This window comes from Streptomyces sp. NPDC055013 (assembly GCF_053608645.1).
Genome location: NZ_JBSGVW010000025.1, coordinates 1 through 20,972 on the forward strand (window position 1 = coordinate 1; position 20,972 = coordinate 20,972).

At 67.8% G+C, this 20,972-nt stretch carries 17 protein-coding genes and 1 pseudogene; 3 read left to right on the plus strand and 15 right to left on the minus strand.

All coding sequences use genetic code 11. From position 1 onward, the window contains the following. Nucleotides 1-100 (plus strand): annotated as a pseudogene (locus ACWGDB_RS27030) (IS481 family transposase); the annotation flags it as partial. Between the two features lie 61 nt (nt 101-161). Here the strand turns inward: ACWGDB_RS27030 and ACWGDB_RS27035 are convergent. The 9 genes from ACWGDB_RS27035 to ACWGDB_RS27075 all read right to left on the minus strand — a co-directional run bounded on the left by ACWGDB_RS27035 (nt 162) and on the right by ACWGDB_RS27075 (nt 7,098). Further along, nucleotides 162-626 carry a hypothetical protein gene (locus ACWGDB_RS27035; RefSeq protein ID WP_453824789.1) on the minus strand — a complete coding sequence of 155 codons (465 nt, stop codon included), beginning with the start codon at nt 624-626 and terminating at the stop codon, nt 162-164. A gap of 67 nt (nt 627-693) precedes the next feature. Next, entirely contained in the window at nt 694-2,439 is a 1,746-nt protein-coding gene (locus ACWGDB_RS27040; protein ID WP_453824790.1) for a relaxase/mobilization nuclease domain-containing protein, read from the minus strand. 2 nt (nt 2,440-2,441) lie between these two features. After that, nucleotides 2,442-2,792 carry a plasmid mobilization protein gene (locus ACWGDB_RS27045; RefSeq protein WP_453824791.1) on the minus strand — a complete coding sequence of 117 codons (351 nt, stop codon included), beginning with the start codon at nt 2,790-2,792 and terminating at the stop codon, nt 2,442-2,444. A gap of 272 nt (nt 2,793-3,064) precedes the next feature. After that, on the minus strand, nt 3,065-3,286 hold the full coding sequence (locus tag ACWGDB_RS27050; RefSeq protein WP_453824792.1) for a hypothetical protein: 222 nt from the start codon (nt 3,284-3,286) through the stop codon (nt 3,065-3,067). A gap of 92 nt (nt 3,287-3,378) precedes the next feature. Next, complete coding sequence (locus ACWGDB_RS27055) at nt 3,379-4,395, minus strand: DUF2637 domain-containing protein (RefSeq protein ID WP_453824793.1); 1,017 nt, start codon at nt 4,393-4,395, stop codon at nt 3,379-3,381. Beyond that, nucleotides 4,392-4,985 (minus strand): WhiB family transcriptional regulator, encoded by a 594-nt coding sequence (locus ACWGDB_RS27060; RefSeq protein WP_453824794.1) that lies wholly within the window; start codon nt 4,983-4,985, stop codon nt 4,392-4,394. Before ACWGDB_RS27060 ends, ACWGDB_RS27055 begins: the two co-directional genes overlap by 4 nt. A gap of 101 nt (nt 4,986-5,086) precedes the next feature. Beyond that, a complete protein-coding gene (locus tag ACWGDB_RS27065) occupies nt 5,087-5,794 on the minus strand; it encodes an ATP-binding protein (RefSeq protein ID WP_453824795.1) in 708 nt (235 codons plus the stop codon). Then, nucleotides 5,794-6,735 carry a hypothetical protein gene (locus ACWGDB_RS27070; RefSeq protein WP_453824796.1) on the minus strand — a complete coding sequence of 314 codons (942 nt, stop codon included), beginning with the start codon at nt 6,733-6,735 and terminating at the stop codon, nt 5,794-5,796. Before ACWGDB_RS27070 ends, ACWGDB_RS27065 begins: the two co-directional genes overlap by 1 nt. A gap of 3 nt (nt 6,736-6,738) precedes the next feature. After that, the gene (locus ACWGDB_RS27075; RefSeq protein WP_453824797.1) at nt 6,739-7,098 is read right to left on the minus strand and encodes a hypothetical protein; all 360 of its coding nucleotides are present in this window, start codon (nt 7,096-7,098) and stop codon (nt 6,739-6,741) included. 819 nt (nt 7,099-7,917) lie between these two features. Here ACWGDB_RS27075 and ACWGDB_RS27080 point away from each other — a divergent pair. Continuing rightward, nucleotides 7,918-8,820, plus strand: coding sequence for a helix-turn-helix transcriptional regulator (locus ACWGDB_RS27080; RefSeq protein ID WP_453824798.1), 903 nt, complete (start codon nt 7,918-7,920; stop codon nt 8,818-8,820). Nucleotides 8,821-8,860: 40 nt separating this feature from the next. Here the strand turns inward: ACWGDB_RS27080 and ACWGDB_RS27085 are convergent, their stop codons facing one another. From ACWGDB_RS27085 to ACWGDB_RS27095, 3 genes are read right to left on the minus strand one after another with little or no spacing between them, the layout of a single operon-like run. After that, a complete protein-coding gene (locus tag ACWGDB_RS27085) occupies nt 8,861-10,057 on the minus strand; it encodes an amidohydrolase family protein (protein ID WP_453824799.1) in 1,197 nt (398 codons plus the stop codon). 29 nt (nt 10,058-10,086) lie between these two features. After that, nucleotides 10,087-11,202, minus strand: coding sequence for an MAB_1171c family putative transporter (locus ACWGDB_RS27090; protein ID WP_453824800.1), 1,116 nt, complete (start codon nt 11,200-11,202; stop codon nt 10,087-10,089). Between the two features lie 3 nt (nt 11,203-11,205). Then, the gene (locus ACWGDB_RS27095) at nt 11,206-11,748 is read right to left on the minus strand and encodes a hypothetical protein (protein ID WP_453824801.1); all 543 of its coding nucleotides are present in this window, start codon (nt 11,746-11,748) and stop codon (nt 11,206-11,208) included. A gap of 692 nt (nt 11,749-12,440) precedes the next feature. On the opposite strand from ACWGDB_RS27095, the gene ACWGDB_RS27100 reads away from it, so the two are divergent. Further along, nucleotides 12,441-12,881: a pyridoxamine 5'-phosphate oxidase family protein gene (locus ACWGDB_RS27100; protein WP_453824802.1), complete on the plus strand. Its 441-nt coding sequence runs from the start codon at nt 12,441-12,443 to the stop codon at nt 12,879-12,881. 421 nt (nt 12,882-13,302) lie between these two features. On the opposite strand, the gene ACWGDB_RS27105 is transcribed toward ACWGDB_RS27100, so the two are convergent. From ACWGDB_RS27105 to ACWGDB_RS27115, 3 genes are all read right to left on the minus strand, one after another. Then, on the minus strand, nt 13,303-16,281 hold the full coding sequence (locus tag ACWGDB_RS27105; RefSeq protein ID WP_453824803.1) for an RNaseH domain-containing protein: 2,979 nt from the start codon (nt 16,279-16,281) through the stop codon (nt 13,303-13,305). 93 nt (nt 16,282-16,374) lie between these two features. Continuing rightward, a complete protein-coding gene (locus tag ACWGDB_RS27110; RefSeq protein ID WP_453824804.1) occupies nt 16,375-19,674 on the minus strand; it encodes a hypothetical protein in 3,300 nt (1,099 codons plus the stop codon). Further along, a complete protein-coding gene (locus ACWGDB_RS27115) occupies nt 19,671-20,921 on the minus strand; it encodes a restriction endonuclease-related protein (RefSeq protein WP_453824895.1) in 1,251 nt (416 codons plus the stop codon). The genes ACWGDB_RS27110 and ACWGDB_RS27115 overlap by 4 nt, the downstream gene beginning before the upstream one ends. Nucleotides 20,922-20,972 lie beyond the last annotated feature (51 nt).

Consider the following 20,972-nt stretch of genomic DNA (forward strand, 5'->3'; position numbering starts at 1 on the left):
AGACTTCCTGCACACCTACAACCACCACCGGTGCCACACCGCCCTCGGCGGCCAGCCACCCATCACCCGCGTCAACAACCCCGCGGGTCAATACAGCTAGGGGCTGTCTACGGTTGTGATCAAAGGCGGGTTAAGCGAGAGCTGGTCGTTCTCGGGGAACCTCATGAGCCTGACTGCATGCGCCACCGGGCAGCGTCTACGGCGCTTGGCCGCAGGCCATATTCGGGCCTGCGCTCGGTCAGATAGACGCCGGCGAGCGTGCCGTCGTAGCCCGCTGCGTGGGCCGCAGCCTCCAAGCTCGGGTAGTTCTGGCCTCCGACGTCGATCATCGCCTCGTAGTCCGCGCGGGTCAGTTCGCGCTCGACCCACTGGTGTGCGCAGCGGCAGCGGATGCTGATCTCGTTGCGGTCGCAGATCACCATCCAGTCGCGCCGGGCGCCGCACTGCGGGCACATCACGGGGATCCCGGTGATGACGACTTCCTCGGGATGGGTTGTGGCGCGGAGACCGATGTTGCCGTCGCCGAGTTGCATCTCCTGCTGGAGCCGCAGCAGGGGGTCGTCGCCGGGGGCCGTCTCCGGCAGAACGGTTCTCTGAGGGCGGAGGCCTTCGTCGAGGATCTGCATCGTCTCCTTCTCCATATCAACCAGCCCTAACAGGCACTGGTGATCGATGTCCAGCTCTTTGTACTGCTCAGCGCCTCGGCCCCCGGGAGCGAGGGGCGACATGGCGGGTCTCAGCGGTCGTCTCGGACGCCTGCGGCGGGGACGGGTGGGAGCGTGATTGCGCGGCCCGCGCGTTCGTACGGGCACGGGGCGGGTCCATGGTGGCGGGAAGTTCGCCGATGCGTCGCAGTCGCCAGACGAGGACGGCGGTGACGCTGTCCGCGGTGTCCAGTTCGCGCCATTCGATGGCCTGCTGGAGCAGGGCATCGGGGTCGTGTCCAGCGCGCTCGACCTGGTCCAGGGTGGCGGCGAGGGCGTCCCAGCCGGGCTCGCGGCGTACGGAGTCGGCCTGCTCGGGCAGGGCTGCTTCGAGGGTGCCGGCATACCGCTCTCGTACGGGTTCGGGGAGGCTACGGCCGTGCTCGCGCATCGCGTGCATGGGGGCAGCGGCAGCTGATCGGTAGGCGCTGCGCAGGTGTTGTGCGGCCCGTTGGGCGGCGGCTGCTTGCTGGGCGTGGCCGCGGGCGGAGTGCCAGCGCACGGCGGCGATGGTGACGAGGACCATCGTGGACAGGAGCATCGCGGTGGTGCCGCCGTCCTCGCCTTTGCCGAGGGCGTTGCCGGCGCGGATGATGCCGCGGGCGGCGGAGCGGATGGCTCGGTTGTCGGCTCGCTCGGCGCGGATGTGTGAGCGGGTGGCGCGTTCGAAGTGGCGAGCGGCCTCGTCGAGTTCCTTGCGGGTCGAGGCCGGGGCGGTCTGGGCGAGTGCGTCGAGGAGTTCGCCGACGCCGGCCAGTTGGGCGGCGGAGTCCTCGTCGTCGTTTCCGTCGAGGATCGATGCCGCCCGTTCGGCGACCGGGGCCGCCTGGCGTCGAGCGCGGGCCGGGCGAGGTGCTCGTTCACCGGCATTGTCGGTGACGGGTTCGTCGTCGGATCGTCCGGCGTCGAGGCGCTGGCGGATCCTGGGGAGGGAGAGGTCCGGGGCGAGTTTCGAGCCGGAGAACCAGATGGGTTCGCCGTCGCGGTTGCGGTCGCCGGGGAGGGCGACCTTGTATCCGAGGGTGTCGCCGGACGGGGCGATGCGCTGTTCGACCCGGAGGCCGGCCTCGGCGAGGCGGTGGAAGAACTCCTCCTCGCTGGCGGCACCGGCCAGGGCGTGACGGACGCTTTCCCGCAGCGTCTCGCGGGGTGTCTCGGTACGGCCGGATCGCTCGGCCTTGGAGCGTTCGGCGCTGGTGGGGCGCTGGGCGGCGGTGCGGTCGCCGCCGTTGAGGATCTGAAGGCCGAACTCGGCTTCGATCTTTCGGCATTCGGCCTGGGCACGAATACCGTCCTCGTGGCGGCGGGGGCGGCGGCCGTCTTCGCGGACGAGAGTGGCGACGAGGTGGATGTGATCGTCAGCATGGCGTACGGCGATCCACCGGCAGGCCTTGGCGTCACCGTCCTCGGCGATACCGGTGGCGTGGACGATGCGGCGGGCGACCTCGGCCCATTCCGCGTCGGTGAGGTGACGGTCGCCGGGCGCCGTGCGGACGGGGCAGTGCCACACGTGCCGGGCCGGACGCCGATTCTTCGGGAGGGCAAGCACGGGTAGGTCGAGCCGGTCGGTGAGCTGCTTGAGTGTGGCGGCCGGATCACGTCCGGGGTCGGGGGCGAGCCCTGGTATCCAGGACGCGACGAGGTGCGGGTCGGTGTGCTCGTCCCGACGGCCGGGACCGTAGAGATAGTTGAGCAGTCCGTACGTCCGGCTGCCCGTGGAGATGTCGGGGACCACCGTCAGCGCCGCGCAATCTCGATCGCGGCGGCCTCGACCCGGTCCGCCGCGCGCAGGACCCGGGCGACCACGTCGTCCGCGTAGGCCGCCTGGCCGCCGGAGTTGAGGATGCGGGCCACCTGGTTGAGGTTGTTGCCGACGCGGGCGAGCTGTGCGCTGGCGGCCATCAGTTCTTCGACCCGGCCGCGCTGGTCCAACAGCCAGGGCTGGGGACCTCCTTGGACCTGGGCGACCGCGACCGCCGCATCTGCAAGGAACCCGGCAGTCTTCAGGCCGACAGCTTCCGCGGCGCGCTTCACCAGCTCGAGTTCGTCGGAAGTCAGGCGGACGCTGCGGACTTGGTCGCGGTGCACGCTCTGGCGCAGGCGGGGGCGCGTATGCGGCGTGGCTGGCGGGTTCGGTTCCTCCCCTGGCTGCGCTCCGCCCTCGGTCGCAGCCTCCGAGTCCGGCACCCCCTGGTGCCGGGCCTCCCCCGCCCCTCCTGGGGCGGGGGCATGCGCTTCCGAAACTCCTCCGCGGTCCGTGGCAGCGGAGGAGTTTCGGAAGCTACAGCTTGCTCGGCCACGTGCCGGGCAGTGGTCTTGCTGCAGGCCGGAGGTGGTGTCGGCCGACTCGGAGCGTGTCATCAGAGCGTCTGGGCCTTCGTACCGCGCATGTCGCGGAGGACCTCGGCGACGAAGTCGAGGGCGAGGACCGGGTGGTGCAGGGTGCGGGGCGTGCTGGCGGGGGTTCGCTGCACGGTCCAGGTGCCATCCGGGCCGGGTTCGGCGCGGTGCAGGTGTCCGTACCGTCGGAGGACGGTGATCCAGGCGTCGGCTTCGGCGGGGGTGGCCGGTGTGGTGCGCATTGTGTGTCTCCGGTGCGTGAACGGGAGTTGGTGGGGTGCGGGCGGGCGGCTCGGCGGTTGCCGGTAACCGCCCGCCTGTCCGGGCCGTTCGGTCAGCCGGTCTTGCTGGCCGGGTCCTGGCCGGTTTCGGCGCGGAGTTGTCGCATCAGGGCGGTCAGCCGGTCATTGGCCAGCGTTTTGCCCTGTCCGCGGATGGCGTCCGCGACGACCTCGCGGGTGACCTTGCCCGCGTCGGCGACCGCCTGGCGAGCGATTGGCAGGAGGGTGTCCGCTGACGGGGCGGTGTCCGGACGGCCGTTGTCCGAGGTCTCAGAGGCGTTGTCTGGACGGGTCTCCGGCTCGGTGACCGACGCGGGGGCCAGCCGCAGGCGGGTGACCGGGACAGGTCTGCTGACCGGCTGTCCGCCCAGGTCAGCGGTATCTCCGCCGTGCGCGGGCTCTGACTCCGGGACGCTCTCCGGGTGTCCGGACAGCTCCTCCCGGTCAGCCGCTCGCGGTATGTCCGGGCCGGAAGTGACCGCCGGGCGGCTGCTCTCTGGACCGGAGAGGGCGGCCGAGTGTCCGGAGGTAGCCGGCCGGTGTCCGTCCGCCGTCCGCGAAGTCTCCGGCCGGTCAGCGGTGATCCGGTCGGTGCGGACGGCGAGGGTGTCCGGGTGTCCGTGGTGACCGGTTTCGGTGACCCGGCGGGCGATGAGGATGTAGAGGTGGACGGCTCCGGCCAGAGCGAGCGGGGCCAGGGTGGACAGGGCTCCAACGGTGACGTCGCCGAGTCGGAGTCCGCCGCCTTCGGGATGCTGCTGGTTGAGGCGTACAGCGTGCAGGGCGTTGGCCCAGATGCTGGCGGCCGTCGCCGTGCCGAACAGCGTCCACACGTACAGGCGGGCGGCGAAGGAGGCGGTGCGCAGGACCAGGAGGGCGCGTACTCCGTAGGCGATGAAGCCGTCGATCACCAGGGGAAAGACGAAGGTGAGAGGGCCGCGGACGTGGATGGCGGTGGCCATCTGCTGCAGGGCGTCGTACGAGAGCGCGCAGCCTGCGCCGCCGAGGGCGACGATCGCGGCTCGGTCCCAGCCGGTGATCTGAGCCGGTGTCGGTGCGCTGTGGCTCACGCGGCCGTCCCGAGGTCGTCGCGTGCGGGGGTCTCAGCTGCGGGTGTCTTGAGCTCCTTAGTGGGGCTCTTGGGCTTCTTCGTCCCCTTGTCGGCCTTCTTCTTCTCGTCGACGGCGCGGTTGCGGATCTTCCGGCGGGTGCGGCGGTAGAGCTTCTCGGCGTGCTCCTCGCTGATCTTGAGCAGCCAGGCAAGGCGCTCGGCCGGCACCTTGGCGTGGTAGGCGGCTATGACGACGGCGTCGCGCTCGGCCTGGGTGAGGTGGATGTCGCGGCCGGCCAACACCTCGTTCACTCGGGCGTAGTCGAAGCGGCGGTGGAGCCTGCGGTGCAGGGGGTCGCGTTCCTCTTCGGTCATGCCGCCCCGGATGCCATCGCGATCCCCGTTTTCGAGGGCGGCGTCGAGGCAGGTGGCGCGGACGGGGCACTGCGCGCACAGGGCCTTGGCGGCGCGGATGCGGTCCATCTCGTCCGGCTCGGGGAAGAAGATCTCCGGATCGACCTGGTGGTGGGTCGTCGAGCGGCAGGCGGCGCTGTCGTGCCAGGTGAGGTCGCCGAGGGTGCGCGGGGTCTGGTTCTCGGTGCTGTGCATGTGGGGGTCTCCGGTCGCCCCGGGCGCGTTTTTGGGCAGGCGCGTCCCAGGGGTTGGTGCGTGAAGGAGGCGGAAGCGGCGGCAGCTGGTCGCAGCGGGGATCAGGCGGCGGCGATGCGGCGCCACTCGGCTGCGAGGGCTCGTCTGCGGTCGGGGCCGTCGAGGATGACCTTGTCGCTCATCTCGGTCAGCCGGGAGGCGACCCGGTCGCCGATGTGCTGACGCAGGTCGGCCATGCCGAGGTTGGTGGTGATGAGCGTCGGGAGCATCTCGTTGTAGCGGCGGTTGATCAGCCGCATCGTGATCTCCTCGGTCCACTCGCTGTTCTTGGCCGCGCCGAGGTCGTCGATGATCAGCAGCGGGCAGCGGGCGAGGTCCATCAGCTCCCGCTCGCCGTCGTGTCCAGGACGGGGTCGCAGTTCGGCGTACAGGTCGGCGGCCGTGGTCGCCTTCCAGCGCAGCCGGACCCCGGTGATGAGCAGCGAGCGGATCGCGCCGTACGCCTGGTGGGTCTTGCCCGTGCCGGTGGTGCCGACGATCAGCAGTGAGCGGCCCTGCGCGATGCCCGGCGCTCCCTCGGGTCCGGGACGGCCGGCTTCGGCGATCGCGCGGACCCAGGCGGCGACCGCCGGGTGGTCGGCGACGGCGGCCTGGTAGCGGGCCGGGATGCGGGCCTGTGCCGCCTGGAGGGCGGGAATCGGCTCGACGGGGTCGGTGAGTTGAACGGCTGGGTCGATGCCCCGGGCGGTGAGGATGCCCGCCAGGCGGCGGGCGATGCCGCCGATGGGCTGGGCGTCACGGTCGCGCATCACAGCTCCTCGGCGTAGGCGGCGGCAGGGTCGGTGGGGTTGGCCCAGGCCCGGTGAGCGGGCACGTTAGGCCGCGATTCCGTCCGCACCAAACCGGCGGGGGTGGCGTTCATGGCCTCGTGGACCAGGCTCGGCAGGGTGCTCGGGTGCAGCCCCTTCGCCCGGTGACGGGCCAGCCCGGCCCGGATGTGGTCGGGGTCGATGCCCTCCGCGAGGAGCTTGGCGGTCTCCCGGCCGAGGTGACCGAGTACGCCGTTGGGCGGGCGGTGGGCACAGGCAGCCGCGTACTCGGCCATGAGCTGCTGGGTCGAGACGGTCTCCGGTGCGGGGGCGCCTGCGCCCCCTGAAGGAGAAGTAGTTCCTAGATCCAAGTTCCTAGGTCCTAGATCCGGACCGTGAGGACTCGTGGAGGGCTCACTGAGTCCTCCATGAAGGCTCCGTGAGGGCTCACGGGGCGTGCTCTGAGCTGCGGTTTTGTGATGCGCGGGGAGCTCGTGCGGGGTGCGTGAGTCCTCACTGAGCCCTCCGTGAGTCTTCATGGAGGACTCAGTGCCGTCTCCGTGAGGTCGTGGTGCGTCCGGCGTGGGCCGCTCGAAGTCGTGGTGCGGGCAGGCGGGGAAGCGGACGCCGCTGGGCCGGTTGACCTTCTGGTGCTGGCGCCAGGTGACGATGTGCAGGTACCGCTTGCCGTCATCGCCTTCGTAGCGGCAGATCAGGTGGGCGGCGGCGAGCTGGGTCAGGTCGTCCTCGACGTCCACGGGGCCGTGCTCGGGGCGCAGCGACCACAGCAGTCCGGAGATCACGGCGGGCTGGTCGCGGAAGCGACCGTGGTCGTCGGCCTGGGTGAGGAGGCCGAAGAAGGTCCGCTCCGCGGCAAGGGAGACCGCGGCGAGCGACTCCGACGCGAAGGCTTCGGGCTTGATCGTTCGGATCCGGGCCACGGGTCAGCGGCCCCCGTCCGAATGAGCGCGGGTCCCGGCCGTGGGACGCAAGGTCCCAGTGGCGAGATCGAGGTCGTGCGCCTCGTCCCAGTTGGCCTCGGGGAAGGCTCGGATCACCCAGCGGGCGGCGGCCGTGCGCTGGGCCCGGTTGAGGGGTATGGGCTGCCCCCGCTCGTCGTACGCGCGGGTGTAGGGGCTCGGCCAGGTCTGGCTGGGCTGATGCTGCGAGACGCGGATGATGCGGGCGCCCCGCACCATGTCCGTCAAGAGGACAGCCAGGCGGTGCTGGCGGGTGCCGTCAGCGGCTTCAACGGCCTTGGCGGGCTGGGCGGCGAGCGCCCTTCCGCTTCGGGACGCGGGCATGCGAGAATTCCTCACTCGTAGGTGGGGTGGGACGGCCGTTCTCGTCGAAAAGGTCAGCCGACTCGCCCCGGTTATGAATCCGCGCCCTCAGGGGTGGCGGACTTGGCGCCCGGGAGCTGCTTACTCCTGGGCGCCGCGTCATTTCCCTCTGAAAACCGCGGACTTGACGTTGGATGGGGTTTTCGCGTTTCTCCCTTGAGAGGCTCGGGTTCGGCTGTTCCGCCGAGGGAGCAGCAACATATGCAGACGGCGGTCAACACTCCAGCTGACAGCGGGTACTGCCCCGCTTCGACGCCAACTCGACATATATCGCTGGGTTGGTGGGCGTCAGGACACAGTCCTCGACGGGACTCCACACCCGCGCCTACTTTCTAAGCTGCTGCAGAGCATGAGGATCAGCGTCGACGGAATCTCTGCAGGCACCGCGCATTCGAGTCGGACGGCTTTACCGACGACCGTTCGGCGAAGCAGAGACATACGACACTCCTCACGCGACAGCCACTCGCGCGTACCGTTCAAGGGCATCGAGTGACCGAAGTACGGCTCCGCCCCCTTCCGGGGCGAGGCCGCGCACTTTCCGACGCCCGAGAGACAATCTCGCCGGCGCCGATTTCCACTGAGAGCGCTTCACGCACAGGACGTCACGGTTGCACTCCCCTCGCTCCCTCCCCCAGCCCGAGAGCCTCGACAGGGCGCGAACACGAAGATCGAGCAGGGGTGCAAACCGTGCCCGTTCTTCGCTAAGCTGAAGCTATTCCCGCCTGAAGAAAAAGTCAACACACTGGACGATCTCCAGCTTGCACAAAAAACGAGGGTTTGATGTCTGCTCGTCACTTCGACCGGAGCCGTCTACGTACGGTGCGGCGAGCCGCCGAGATCTCCCAAGCTGCCGTGGGCGAAGTGCTGGGCGTATCCGACTCGGCGGTCGCCAGCTGGGAAAACGGTGCCCAGACTCCGGACCCTGAGAAGCTGCCTGCACTGGCGCGTGCTGTCGGCCACGATGTAGATGATCTGTTCCCGCGGTCCGGGCCGCCCGATCTGACTGATCTGCGGTGCGATGGCGGCTACTACCAGTACGAGACGGCCGCGCTGATCGGAACCAAGAGCGCCGGGCCAGTGGCAGGCGCCGAGCGCGGAGAGCGGCGGCTCAAGGACAAGTACGTCCCGGCTCTGGCTGCGGCATATGGCGTCAGCGAGGTCGAACTGCGGCGAGCGGAAGACCGGTCGATCGCCAAGGCGCAGGGTTTGCCGGTCGAGGGATCCGCGCCGTCGAAGGCAGAGAGGGCCCCAGCCGCTGGCGCTGCTCCCGGATCGCTGACCGAGAAGATCACGCTGCTGCTGAACAGCTCGTATCCCAGTCCTCCAGGACCGCCGTCCGATGCGGAGATGGCGAGCGCGGTGAACACCAGCGCCGGGGAGCAGATCCTCACCGAGGAGGGCTTCCGGCATCTCCGTACAGGCGTGGCTGAGACCGCTGCCCCTGAGGTTCTGGACGCGCTTGCCGACGTCATCGGTGTCTCGAGGATGTACTTCAAGCCCGACGACGCCGTGGCCGCTCAGGTCTATGAGGGCCTCCAACTGCTGGCAGCCGCCAAGAAGGGGGCCGTGGGCCGGGTCAAGGCTCGTGGCCTGGGCGCGCAGGGCCTGTCGCCGAAGGCGATGGCACTCGTCAACGAACTGGTGGCGGAACTGGAGGAGAAGGAAACGGGCGCGAACGAGTAGCACCTGTCCGCAGCTCACGGACTGCGAACAGGCACTGTTGCTACTGCTGTTCTGCCGTGCTGCCCGGCTCGAGGAGGCGGCCGGCGGCGACCACGGCCCGGACCTTCTTCAGCGCACTGAGGTCTTCTAGAGGGTCTCCGTCGATCACCAGCAGGTCCGCGCGGAACCTCGGAGCGATCCGGCCCGTCGTCTCGCCCAGCCCGAGTGCACCGGCCGCGTCGGCGGTCGCCATGTCGAGGATCCTGCTGTTCGACAGGCCAAGGTGCGCGTAGAAGGAAAGGGCGGGGACCAGGCCGTCGAACCCGGCGCGCTGGACGCCTGCGTCGGTGCCCGCGATGAGCTTGGCGCCGGCCTCCGCCATCTGCCGTACGAGATCGAACATGGCCTCCGCCCGCTCCTCCCCGAAGAAGCGGGGCAGCATCTCCCAGTGAGGGCTGACGGCCGGACAGACCGCGATGTCCCGATCGATGATCTGCTTTAGGACGTCCTGGCGCAGGTCAAAGCCGTCGGCGGTCATCCAGGTGCAGTGCTCGATCGTGTCGACGCCTGCTTCGACGGCCGCGGTGATGCCGTCCGTACCGTGCGCGTGGGCGGCCACCGGCACGCCGGCCTGGTGGGCCTCGTCGACCAGGGCCTGGAGTTCCTCCGGGGTGAACTGGCTCTGCCAGCTCTTCGGTCCGTCCTTGGTCAGGCCTCCTCCGGTGACCATCGCCTTGATCACGTCGGCGCCCGCCGCGATGTTGCGCCGTACGAGGTCGCGGACCTGGTCCACGCCTGAGACCTCGCCGCCCAGGAAGTGGCAGTGCCCTCCAGGAGGAGTGGCCGGTGTGCCCGCGGCCACGATACGCGGGCCGGAAGTGCCGCCCTGGCTGATCTCTTCATCCAAGCGGAGCGCCAGACCGTGACGGTCTCCCAGGTCTCGAACCGTCGTCACCCCGCTGGACAGGAGTTGCTCCGCGCGCCGGCGCATGTCCTCCAGCAACTTCTCGTCGCTTGACTCGTCGAGTGTGGCCACCGGGTCGCCGCCGCCGTCGAACGCGAGATGGACGTGGGCGTCGATCAGTCCAGGCAGCAGCGTCGCGTCGGGAAACGCCAGGTGCTTCCCATCCGCGCCGACGCGGTCGGCAAGTTCTGCGCGCCGCCCGACTGCGGCGATCGAGTCGCCTTCGACGAGGACGGCGCCGTCCTCCAGGTACGTCCCGGAGCCGGTCAGGACCCGGCTGGCGGTGATCAGCATCTCGTTACGTCTCCCTCGTTCTTCCCTGGTCACGCGGTCAGCCGGAGTGCTTCCGACACCGCGATCAGCTGACGGACGTCCGCCTCCCGGTCGTCCTCCTTCGGCACCGCGAGCGGCACTGCCTGTCCCGGCGCCGGGGAGCTCTGCCGGATCATGTCGGCGGCCTGCCGCAGTCTGCTCGCGAGTTCCACCGGCTCCAGGCGGAGCAGGTCGGCGTCGCCGTTCTCGTCGACCAGGTAGGGGCTGATGTCGACCAGACCGTCCCGGCATTCCACTATCCGTCGGTGGTAGCGACGGTGCACGCCGCGCGCCCGCCACCGGTCCCACAGCCCTCGGGAGGCGGGGCGCAGTTCGTTCTCCGGGTAGACCTCGGCCAGCAGTTGCCACAGAGGGCTCAGCCGACGGTGATCGCGGCGACGCCGTAGCCACAGCCGGGTGGCCGTGATCCTGGAGCGGGTCGCCGAATAGGTGACACCCGCGACGAAGAGCAGGATCGACACGACGAGCCAGAACGCCACGCCAGCCATGAGTCGGTCCGGAACGGTTCCGCCGCTCCATCGGACGGCGACGAAGACCGCGCGGACGGCGCAGGCCACCGCCATGGCGCCGAGACCGATCGCGGTCATCCACAGCCCGGTGGCGTGCGGCCTGCTCGACATGCGGGCATAACGGACGGTCCACCGTCCGGCAGCGCCGAGCGCGTACATCAGGTACAGACCCGCGCCGGCGTAGAAGAAGGCGATCTGCGGGATCGTCATGTCCGCCGTGCTGAACGAGCCGGCGAAGTCCTCGTGCGGCACGGTCACGGCCGCCAGGATGATCGCCACAGCGACCACAGACACGACGACGGCTTCCCACCGCGCACGTCGTCGCGCCGCCGACCCGTCGGCCGAGTACAGGTAGAAGCACATCAGGAAGTAGACGGTCAGCAGGAGAAGGACGTTCTGCACCAGCTTCGCCGTGCCGTGCCCGGCCACGGTGTCGATGCCGGTTGTGCCGCCCGGCATGGCCACGGGGTACGACAGCCCCGCACTCAGCAGGCAGAGGGCGACCGACCTCGTGGGAGCGTCATGCGGGGCCCGGGACCACAGGTAGAGCCTCCACACGACGGCGGCCGCGATGACCAGCAGGAGTATCTCGCTCACGGACTACAGCCACCCTCGCCGGTCACCCAAAGCGGACTGAACACGCCGTACCTCAGGGTCTTCCGACAGCGGAGGGAGTTCGTCGAGCACTGAGGACCACTCGAGGATGATCGTGGCTGCGAGCTCGACCGAGCACTCCTCTTCGTCCTCATAGGAGCAGCGGCGGGCGACCCGCCGGATCAGTTTGGGATCGAGTACGGGAATGAGGGTCGCCCAACCCTCGACGAAGTCGTCCGGGGATTCCTCGGGCGCCTCCTCGGCCCGGTCCTCTTCCCACTCGGCGACGAGGATGTGGAGGATCTCGTGGAGGATGATCTGCCGCTGGTGCAGCCGGGTCGTCTCCTGCTGGTAGAGGATCACGTCCATCTGCGGCGTATCGATCCACAGCCCCGAGGGCCCCGGCTTCTCCAGCGGGAAGGGCCGCAGGACTATCGGGCGTCCGCGCCTCTCGCCGAGCGCCTTGGCCAGTTCCTCTACGTCCAGAGGTGGGTGGATGCCGAGGTTGCGCAGTTCCTGCCGCAGTCGGCGGTGGAGGTCGCGCTCCACGGTCCGCCTCTCAGCTGTACGCCACCGCCCCAACCGCCGGCGGCTTACCTTCTCCTGCGCGGGAACTGTGGATTCCGCAGCAACGCGACGACTGTCTCCCGGAGACATTGAGCAATCCCTTCGTACCGGCCGATCGGGGCTCTCGCTGCGAGCCGGGCGCCAGCCACCACGGGTCAACGATGTCGGGTCCCCAAACGGCGCTCATGGAGGTGATCGCAAGCACCGAGAGGTGCACCGCACACGGTGCACGCCGACCTCGGCGAACGAGCCGCGAGGACACGCAAGAGCCTCTCCGAACTCGTGAAATCGCTAGCGCGAACGGTCAAGCGAACGAGCGAAGCCCTGTGGGAACAGTCTTGGACCCTACGTCAGGCCCGCATGAGATCAAGGCCGAAAAGCTACGCCTCAAGGCACGACAGGAAGACTTCGCCATCTCTGGCAAAACTCATCAAATCGACCATTCCCGATTCCCGATCATGGCGCTGAACTGCTGATTCACTTGCGGTCATTTTGGTCATGCCGACCCGACCGACACACGCTTCCGTTATGTTTTTGAGATATTCAGCGGGAGCATAACGCGGGCATTCAGTCAAAAAGTGCGCATCTCACCGAGGCGTGGGCTTGCGGGCAGGTGTGTGGAAGAGGTCACTTCTGCGCCAATCCGTCCAGTAGCCCGCGTTACGCTCACGGGCATGCCTAGCGAAATATTCAGCCAGATCCCTGAGTACTCAGCGTTCTGGAATGAGTACCACTTGTGCACCCTCACCACGCTTCGCTCCGACGGAAGTCCGCATGTAGTGCCCGTCGGCGTGACCCTTGATGTCGACGCGGGAGTCGCCCGCGTTATCACACGCAAATCAAGCAGGAAGGTCGCCAACATTCAGGCGTCCCGCCCCGGCGAAGCCCGCGCAGCCGTCTGTCAGGTCGATGGGGGCCGCTGGGCCACCCTGGAAGGCACGGCCGAAGTCCTGACCGACGCGGCAGCTGTCGCCTACGCCGTGGCCCGCTACGCGGACCGGTACGGGCGGACGCCGGCTCCGGACCCGGAGCGCGTGGTCATCGAGATCACGATCGACCGGGCCATGGGCCTGGTGAACCTCGCCCGGCCGAAGACCGCGAGTACTGCTGCCTGACCGCGCGAAAGTCCCCGGGAGGGTACGGACCGGACGGCGTGCTGGCCGGCGCAGGCAGGATCCGCTGGCCCCGGGCCGACGCACTGCCCGGCGTAACCATGTGCCTGCTGCAGGCCGCCCCGCCCCGTCACGGCTTCGCCGTCGACTCGGCCCCTGTCCGTCGAGGCGACTTGCCCGACTTCTCACACGCTTTCGCGACCAACGCCGTCGCGGGGATCCGTAGCATCGCCGCGATCGACGACTAACCGTTCGCTCTGGCCGCCGAGTTGGAGGAATCACTTCGCGCGTGTTGGACGAGCATCCCCGCACAGGAGCTGTGAGCGCTGCGAGGGTAGCATCCGTCACTCTTTCCGGCGCCCCTGCACGGGGCCGCCCGTGCCCCGATGCGGGACACGGGCGGCTGCGGGTTGGTGCTCAGGGTCTACGCGTCGATGCCGTTGGCTGCGTTCAAAATCTCGACGCTCTCGGGGTCCTTCGGCGCCGAGCGTCGGTACTGGGGGTGGCCGAGGTCCATCTGGAGCGCCGCGTGGAGCGGAGCGGGGTATCGAGTCCGGTCTGACCAGGAGATGGCCTGGTGGCTGAGCCGGGCCGCGGCGACGGCCAGGATTTCCCGGTCGTACCCTTCCCGCGTGTACATGGGGGTGATCTCGCGCGTGGTCATGCTGTACCACGGCGAGTTCAGCTCGTTCTCCCGGCGCTCATCGGCGTTCTTCGACGCCTTGCCCGGGTCGGCACGCCAGCGGGTCTTCCACTGTCCGTGGCGCTTCTTGCCGTAGTTGCGGGGCACGGTGAACAGGAACCAGGGGTGGCCTTCGGGCCGGTCTTCCGGGTAATACAGGTCGCTTGAGGTCTTGAGGGTGACGGTCTTGCCGTTCTTCTGTTTCTCGGTGACGGAGACCAGTCGCGGCATCTCTGCCTGCATGCAGTTCATCCGAAGGATGCTGACGGGGTTCCAGGAAAGAGGAAGCCCGGTTCCGGGAAGCCACAAGCGGGGGTCGTCGGTGTCCTTGCTGAGGCCCTGCTTCTTGTTCTGGAGGCCAGGCCATACACGGCGGCATGCGTGGCCGTCGATCATCAGGGCATACGGGAGTCCGTCGAGTTCGTCGTGAAGGTCCTTGAGAGCCGCTTGGACGTCTTCGCCGGCCTGTGCCCAGCGCTGGAAATCGCTGTCCCCGTCCTCCGTGTGAAGAGGGTAGTTGGCGGCGTGGAAGTTGCTCTGCGCCAACGCGTAGTGCTCCCACTCCGGGTGGATGTTGCTCCAGCCGAGCATGCGCCAGGGGCCACCAGGTTTCCGGGAGGGGATGATCGCGCTGGCGCAGATGATCCTCTTTGGCTCTCCCTTGAACCTGCGATCGGTGGCCTGCTTGCGGATGTGGATACCGACGAACGCCATGCGGGTCAGCGGGTAGGGGTCGTCGTCAGGGTAAAGGGCTCGTTCGAAGCGGTCGTCCACGACTCCGCACGACCGGTAGAGATCCAGCAAACCCATGTAGACGCGATGGTCCTCAAAGGCCTTCTTGGGCCTCTTGACGATGCTGAACGTCTTGGTGAAGGGGTCGTACACACGGCCGATGAGGAACTGGGACGGCACCGTGGCCTTGGCCAGTTCGCGCACGACCTGGTGCTTGGCGTCGCTTTCCTCAAGAGCCTTCTTCACGTCGGCAGGCTTCATTCCCTCGTGCTCTTCGCCTCGCACGGGGATTTCGGTCTCGCACCAGGCGGCAAGAAGAACGCCGGCCTCCGCGAACCGGCTGGTGATCTTTTCTGTGTCCGAGGCCCGCTGGGTAGCGGGGCCGTGTGCCAGAAGCTCCTCGGCGTTGCAGAAGACGGCCTCGATGCCAGGCGCGAGGGGGACGGATTCACCGTCGATGGGGTCGAGTTCGTCCGGGTCGAGCCCGTAGGGGTGGGCCAGGCCGTGGATCATCCGCATCCGGGTCTCGTCCCGGTACCACAGGCACAGGATGCGCAGGGTCTTGTACCCGGCCGTCTCGATTGAGCGACGGATGCTCTCGGGCGAGGGCTTGCCGACGAGATCGACGTACTCGCCGTTCTCCTTCTTCCGCGTCTTGTCCCTGCCCTCAGCGGAGGTGGCCGGCTCATGGGCTCGCTTGCCGAAGATGTTCCCCTTCGACTTCAGCTCAAGGGCGGACACCTTGTCACCAAGAGCACGACCGATGTGCTCCTGGAGCAGCGCCAGGTGGTGGGTGCCGGCGCCGGTGCCGACGGCGAAGGAGTCCGTCTTCGGCATCGTGGGCCGGATCGTTCCGGGCGGTGGCGTCAGGATGTCGATCCTTTTGCCGTTCTCGTCCCGGACGTTGAGCAGGCCTCGCTCGTGGGTGACGCGTTCCTCGATGGCGTTGAGCGAGGTCCTGTCGGCGTCCATCTTCGCCAGGATCTCCAACGCGTGCCTGTTCGTCTGACGCAGGCCACGCCCGTCCAACGACAGGGAGAGCAGCGGCCGGTCCTTCCCCTGGTCCACCAGGACGGTGCTGGAGTGGATCACGGTGTTGTTGACACGCCGGATGTGCGCGTTCAGGTTCAGGACGGGGTTGGGCTCGGCCGTGTAGGTGGCCATCTTGACCGACAGGCGGGACAGCGCGTACTGGACCTGCGCCCGGGTGGGGTTCTCAGGCCGGGCCTTGACCGCATCACCGAGGTCCACCGGATGGGCAAGACCGGCGAAGACCTGACCGATGGGGTTGTCCCAGGCGATCAGGTCACCGTTGCTGACAGGCCGGTAGTCCAACGATGCGACGTTTCCTGAGGGCTGCCAGTCGACGGTCCTGTGCTTGGTCTCCCCGTTCTTGCCCTCGTACTCCTCAAGGACCGGCTCCATCTCCCGGTCCTGGAACGACACGGAAGCCAGCTCCTTAGCGATGTGCCACCTCACCGCCTCGTAGGCCCAGCTGTCGGGGCTGGCGGGCTTGCCGTCGTCCTTCGGCAGGATGTTGTCGGCGAGGCTCAGGCGTTGGGGAGTGGTGTCCGCGATGCGCTTGGCCAGGTCGGGGACGTCCCTTAAAGGGATCTCGTCCACAGGCACCTTGCGGACGATTCCTTCCAGGTAGGCGAAGACATCCCTGAGGACTTCGGGCTTCACGGGGTTGAGCGTCACCATGAACGCCAGGTGCTTGTCCAGGTAGACATAACCGTCAGTGATCTGCTGGAGAACGGTGACGGCGATGGAGTACGGAACGAGGAACGGGTCTGATTCCTGTTCGTTCTTGATCCATTTGCTGTTCTGCGCGGCCGTACCCCTCAGATCCCTCCACGCCTTGCGTGTAGGCGAGTGGTAGTCCCCGAAGTTCCAGACCATGGCGGTCATGCCGTGCAGGAGTTCCCTGGTGCACCTGATCGAGGTGGTGCGTGCGGTGAGATCCCGCTGGTTGCTGCTTCGCCCCATTGGGCGTTACCTCGTCTTTCTGGTTTCTCTCCCCGGGCAGAGGGAAGTGGTCGCAACTCCGTCTCGAAAAGACGGAGACTGGCAGTGGATGGTTCAAATCATGTCGCGGTCGAGACCCGCGTAGGTCAGGAATGCCTGAAGCGCTTGACCGTAGAGCTCGTTCATGATCTCGCGCTGCTCCGGATTCCAGTCGGCGTAGATCTGTTTGATGATCGTGGCCAGGTCCGAACTGAACTTCTTGTCGTGGATGGAGTGGTCCACGATGTGGAGGGTCATGTCGGTCTCGCCGCGGCGGGCCCGGCCGGCGAGTTGGATGAGCAGGACGAGCATGCCTGCCACGAGTTCCTTGCGGAGGTCGTGGTCCATGTTGGAGAACCGGGCCGGCGAGCGAAGGATCTTGGAGAGCTGCTTCCACGAGGCTTCGCTGGCTTTCCGCAGGACGGGAAGGGGCTCATCACTACCGTCTACGGGAAGAGTGTTGACTCCGGCGGCGTTGACGCTCGCGTGCATCCAGTCGGTGTCCTCGATGCTGAGGACGGGACGGACACACAGGTAGATGTCGCGGACCGCCGAGCGGGTACCGACCACGATGTTCAGGCCTCGCCCGATGACTGCGAGCGGGGCGATCAGGATCTCACCGCGGTCGGGGAACTCCTTCAGCTCCTCCCGGACCATCCTGTCCACGTGGGCGGGGAGATGCTCCTCGTAGTTCTGCTTCTCCGGTTTCTTCACCAGCAGGCAGACCCGGTGGTTCAGGCCGTCGGCCTGTGCCACCCCCGAGGCGAGGTAGGCGGCCTGCTCATAGGAGTTGACGGCGAGGATGACGCGGGCTCGTTCCGGTTCCTGCTTCTCCAGGCGGGCGAGGCGCTTGGCGAGTTGCTGCTCGTACAGGCCCCTGCCGAGGTCGCGCAGAGCGTTGGGTTTCAGTTCGGGCGGGAGTCCTCCGATCCTCACGGCATCGCCGTTGCCGCCTCGAACCGGGGTTGGAACGGTGACGATGGACTCGGGGCGGGTGTCGGGCAGCCACCAGCGCACGGGGGCATGGATGTGCTCCTGTACGGCCTGAGGAAGGTAGGCGGTCGCGGACAGGCCCATGACCGGTCGCTGCACTCCGGCCGTCAGCAGGGCGGTGAGGCCGCCGAGTTCGGAGACGAAGGTGTGCGGGTCACCACCGAAGGAACGGGAGAGGAGTTCCGCCTCCTTCTCCTTGTTGTCCATTCCCTTCACCTGGTAGCCGTGGATGGACCGACCCAGCATCGCCAGGGGATAGAGGGTGGCGACCGTACTGCTGCGCATGGTTTCGAGGATCTTGCGGACTGACCCGAGGTCCAGGTAACGCAGGGTCTGTGCCCGCTCGCGCAAACTGTCCAGCGCAGCGTCGAGTTCCCGGAGCACAGTACGAGTGACCAGTAGGTTCACCACCGCTGACCGCTTGTACGCATCCGGCACGATGGCTGCCAGGAGCTTGCGCATCTCCTCGCGCGTATCGGTGAGATGGTCTTGGCCCCGCTGGGCGGTAAGCACTGTCAGGGCTGTCTGGACGGCCTCCCAGTCGGCTCCCTCGGGGAGTTCGGTCTCCTCGTACAAATCGGACTCATGCCAGTGGGCGGGCATGACCTCTTCGAGAAGGGCGAAGAGCTCCGGGGGGATGTCCTCGCCGGCCGTCTGGTCGGGGAAGAGGAGCTGGAGGATTTCGCGGTCCCGGGAGCGGGCCAGGCGCCAGCCGGTGTTGTCGCGGCTGGCGCCGTCGGGGTTGTCCGTCTCGTTGCCCGGGTTCAGCTTCAACCCGCTGCCGGAGCAGAGCCACAGCAGCAGCATCTCGGCCATCAGCCGGGCGTGGCTGACCGGCGAGACCAGGTCCATCTCGTGGACGATGGGAAGGTTCTTGGCGTCCTGGTCGATCTCCCGAAGCGCGGTCGTCCGTTTCCGGGACGCCAGGGTGATCTCCGAGGTGCAGCGGCTGACGGCAGCCGTCTGGAAGGCGTCGATCTCGTCGATCAGCATCACGTCGCAGGCCCGCAGCGTCATCTCAAGCACGCTCATGCCCCTCGTACCGCGTGCCTTGCCGCGGAACTCCTGCCCGTCCAGTACGACGCCGATGCGGGTCCGGCCTTCCAGCAGGTTCGCGTGGTTGGTGACGACCACGGCCGCGTCGGCGGCCTGGTAGAACTGCTGGAACTTGCCGCACACAGGGGCGAAGGAACAGGTGTGCCGGGTGGATCCGGTGGCGGCGGAGGTCAGCGACGTGCAGTTCTCCTCGCCATACGGGTACAGGTTCGGTGGATCCATGAGGGCCCGCTGCGCGCAGCCGGCCGACAGGAGCCCGATGTCGGTCCTGGCACGACGATCCCACTGGTCGATCTGGGTGGAGGGGCTGAGGGCGGCGTAGTCCATGGCCCGGCGGTGCATGCTCGTCGGCGACATCAGCGGAGTGCAGTGAACGGGCTCGGGGAGATGTCTCTCCCTGAGCAGGTAGGCCAGGTCGTTGTTGATGTCCCAGGCCATGTCGAGGGTTGCTCGGACGTCGGTGACCGCGAGGGCGATCCGAACGTCGTTGAGCGCCGCCCAGGACGCCATCACCCGCACCAGGACCGTCTTGCCGCTTCCCGTGGGGGCGTTGAGGACCTGGAGGTCCCCCGAGGTCAGGTCGAGTTCTGTCAGCGCGCCGTCGGTGGTCTTCATGCCCTTGAAGAAGCGCTTCAGGGTCTTGTGGAGGTAGGCGACGCTCTTGTCCTGGCCGCTGAGGATCTTGGCGACCTTCAGGAGTTCCTTCACCGTCGGTGCCACACGGTTGCGCTGCGGACGGGTCCTCACCTGTGGCAGAGCCTCGTGACCGGGCGCTTCAAGGAAGCCGGGGGTCTCCTGGATGTGGATGTCACGGCTGGTCGTTCCGTGCTCCTTGCCCAGGTAGGCGGTTCTCGTCCTGTGCGTGCCGGGACCGACGAACGCCTGCGCCTTGGGGCGCTTGCCGAAGGTGAAGAAGGGGCCGACAACACGCCGCGCATAGTCGAGGCAGTTCCCTCCCACCCGGGGAATCACGGCGTCGGCCGTTTCGGGTTCCCTGGTCGGCAGCCGCAGCGAACCACCTGTCCTGTCGGCCATGTCGGCGTCGGGAGCGAAGGCTCCGAGCAACGCGAGGGCCGCCGCCTTAAGCTTCTTCGGGTCCGTCCACTCCGGCGACATCAGGACCATCACCTGACGGATGACGTTCCTCTCGGCCACCGGCAGACTCGCCCATTCCGACCACGCCCGAGGCTTGCGGTGGGCGAAGAAGGAAGCCTCTTCGAAGCCGGCCAGCACCCGGCCCTCGTCGTCCTTGCGCGGAAAGTAGTGCGCCGCCAGTGCGAGTGCCCCCGCCAGGCCGGCTTCCCGGCCCGTCATCTCCCCGCTCACGCCCGGCCCTCCTTGACTCCCGTGATGACCATCTCGACGTAGTCGGTGGCGGTCATCGCCGCCTTCATCCCGTACATGCGGCACACCATGTCGAGCTGGGCCACCTGCTCCTGGCGGTGGTCAGGCACGACCAGGTACTCCGCTCCTCCTCGGTCGCCACCGTCCATGTGGAGCTTGCTGACCAGGTGGTTCACCCACGTGTAGTCCTTGAAGTCGGCGGGGAACGCCGGCTTCTCGCTGTCAGAGTGGGTGATCCAGTGATCGCACTGGTCCCCGTTGGGCCACAGGTGTGACGTCCAAGCCGTGCCCTCCATGCCTGCTGAGACAGCCCGGTGAAGAGCCAGCTCAGGGAGGCCAGGGACGACGGTGTAGCGCCACACCGGCCGCACCAACGCCACGTACTCCTCAACCGGCTGAGCCTCCGGCAGCTGCGGAACGGCCCCGGTCCACAGGGCAGCAAAACGTCCGGACGGGACTCTGCACCCAAACGTCGGGCTCAGGGTGGGTGCCGACTTCTTCCGAGCGGTCACGACGAACTCGTAGGAAGCGCCGGTCTCCTCGTGCCAGGGGTACAGACACCGCACCCTGCCCTGGATGCGTGCACCGGAGCGGGTAGCTGCCACCTTCATCGGCCACTTGCAGGCAGGACAAGGCCACCACCAACCGTTGTACTGCGCGTATTGGGAGATCGGCTTGTAGAAGTCGTTCGCCCGGGACGGCAGCTTGAGGTCGGGGAGACTTCCCTTCGGGACCGTTGGGTTCTCCACCAGCGTGGTGCGGTGCCTCTCGTAGAAGGGGCCTTTGATCGCACTGAAGACGGCTTCCTGGCTGTACTCGTCATCCAGCTTGGGTTTCGTCACCTGCCCGCTGAACTTGCCGACCTTCTGGGCGGCCCGCATGACGCGCTGGGCTTCGTGCCGGAAGTCGAACCCGTCCTCGGTGGCGACTCCCTCGCTGTCCATCAGCCGCACGCCGGCGAGAGCCCGGGTGTCGATCCAGTCCGGCAGCAGCCCCTCCAGGGAGCCTGCCCGGTCACCGGTGAGCCGTCCCAGCAGCTCCTCGAAGCGGATCAGATGCCCGGGGCCGCACGCCGCCATCAGGATCCCGTGGGCCTCGATGAGCCGGTCCAGACGCTTCGGGCCGTCCAGTTCTTCACTGGCGATCGCGTGCTCACACACGGCGAACGCCTTGACGATTTCCAGCAGGGCATGCGTCTGCTGAATGCCTGTCGTGTCGTCAGCTTGCATCACGAGCCGGAACCCTACGACAGGGCACTGACAGTGGCCTCCCCCCGAAGG

Excerpts from the sequence above, each read along its gene's own strand:
- ACWGDB_RS27035 (WP_453824789.1), bottom strand. The coding sequence starts at position 626 with ATGCAGATCCTCGACGAAGGCCTCCGCCCTCAGAGAACCGTTCTGCCG.
- ACWGDB_RS27050 (WP_453824792.1), bottom strand. The coding sequence starts at position 3,286 with ATGCGCACCACACCGGCCACCCCCGCCGAAGCCGACGCCTGGATCACC.
- ACWGDB_RS27060 (WP_453824794.1), bottom strand. The coding sequence starts at position 4,985 with ATGCACAGCACCGAGAACCAGACCCCGCGCACCCTCGGCGACCTCACC.
- ACWGDB_RS27065 (WP_453824795.1), bottom strand. The coding sequence starts at position 5,794 with ATGCGCGACCGTGACGCCCAGCCCATCGGCGGCATCGCCCGCCGCCTG.
- ACWGDB_RS27075 (WP_453824797.1), bottom strand. The coding sequence starts at position 7,098 with ATGCCCGCGTCCCGAAGCGGAAGGGCGCTCGCCGCCCAGCCCGCCAAG.
- ACWGDB_RS27080 (WP_453824798.1), top strand. The coding sequence starts at position 7,918 with ATGTCTGCTCGTCACTTCGACCGGAGCCGTCTACGTACGGTGCGGCGA.
- ACWGDB_RS27085 (WP_453824799.1), bottom strand. The coding sequence starts at position 10,057 with ATGCTGATCACCGCCAGCCGGGTCCTGACCGGCTCCGGGACGTACCTG.
- ACWGDB_RS27100 (WP_453824802.1), top strand. The coding sequence starts at position 12,441 with ATGCCTAGCGAAATATTCAGCCAGATCCCTGAGTACTCAGCGTTCTGG.
- ACWGDB_RS27105 (WP_453824803.1), bottom strand. The coding sequence starts at position 16,281 with ATGGGGCGAAGCAGCAACCAGCGGGATCTCACCGCACGCACCACCTCG.
- ACWGDB_RS27115 (WP_453824895.1), bottom strand. The coding sequence starts at position 20,921 with ATGCAAGCTGACGACACGACAGGCATTCAGCAGACGCATGCCCTGCTG.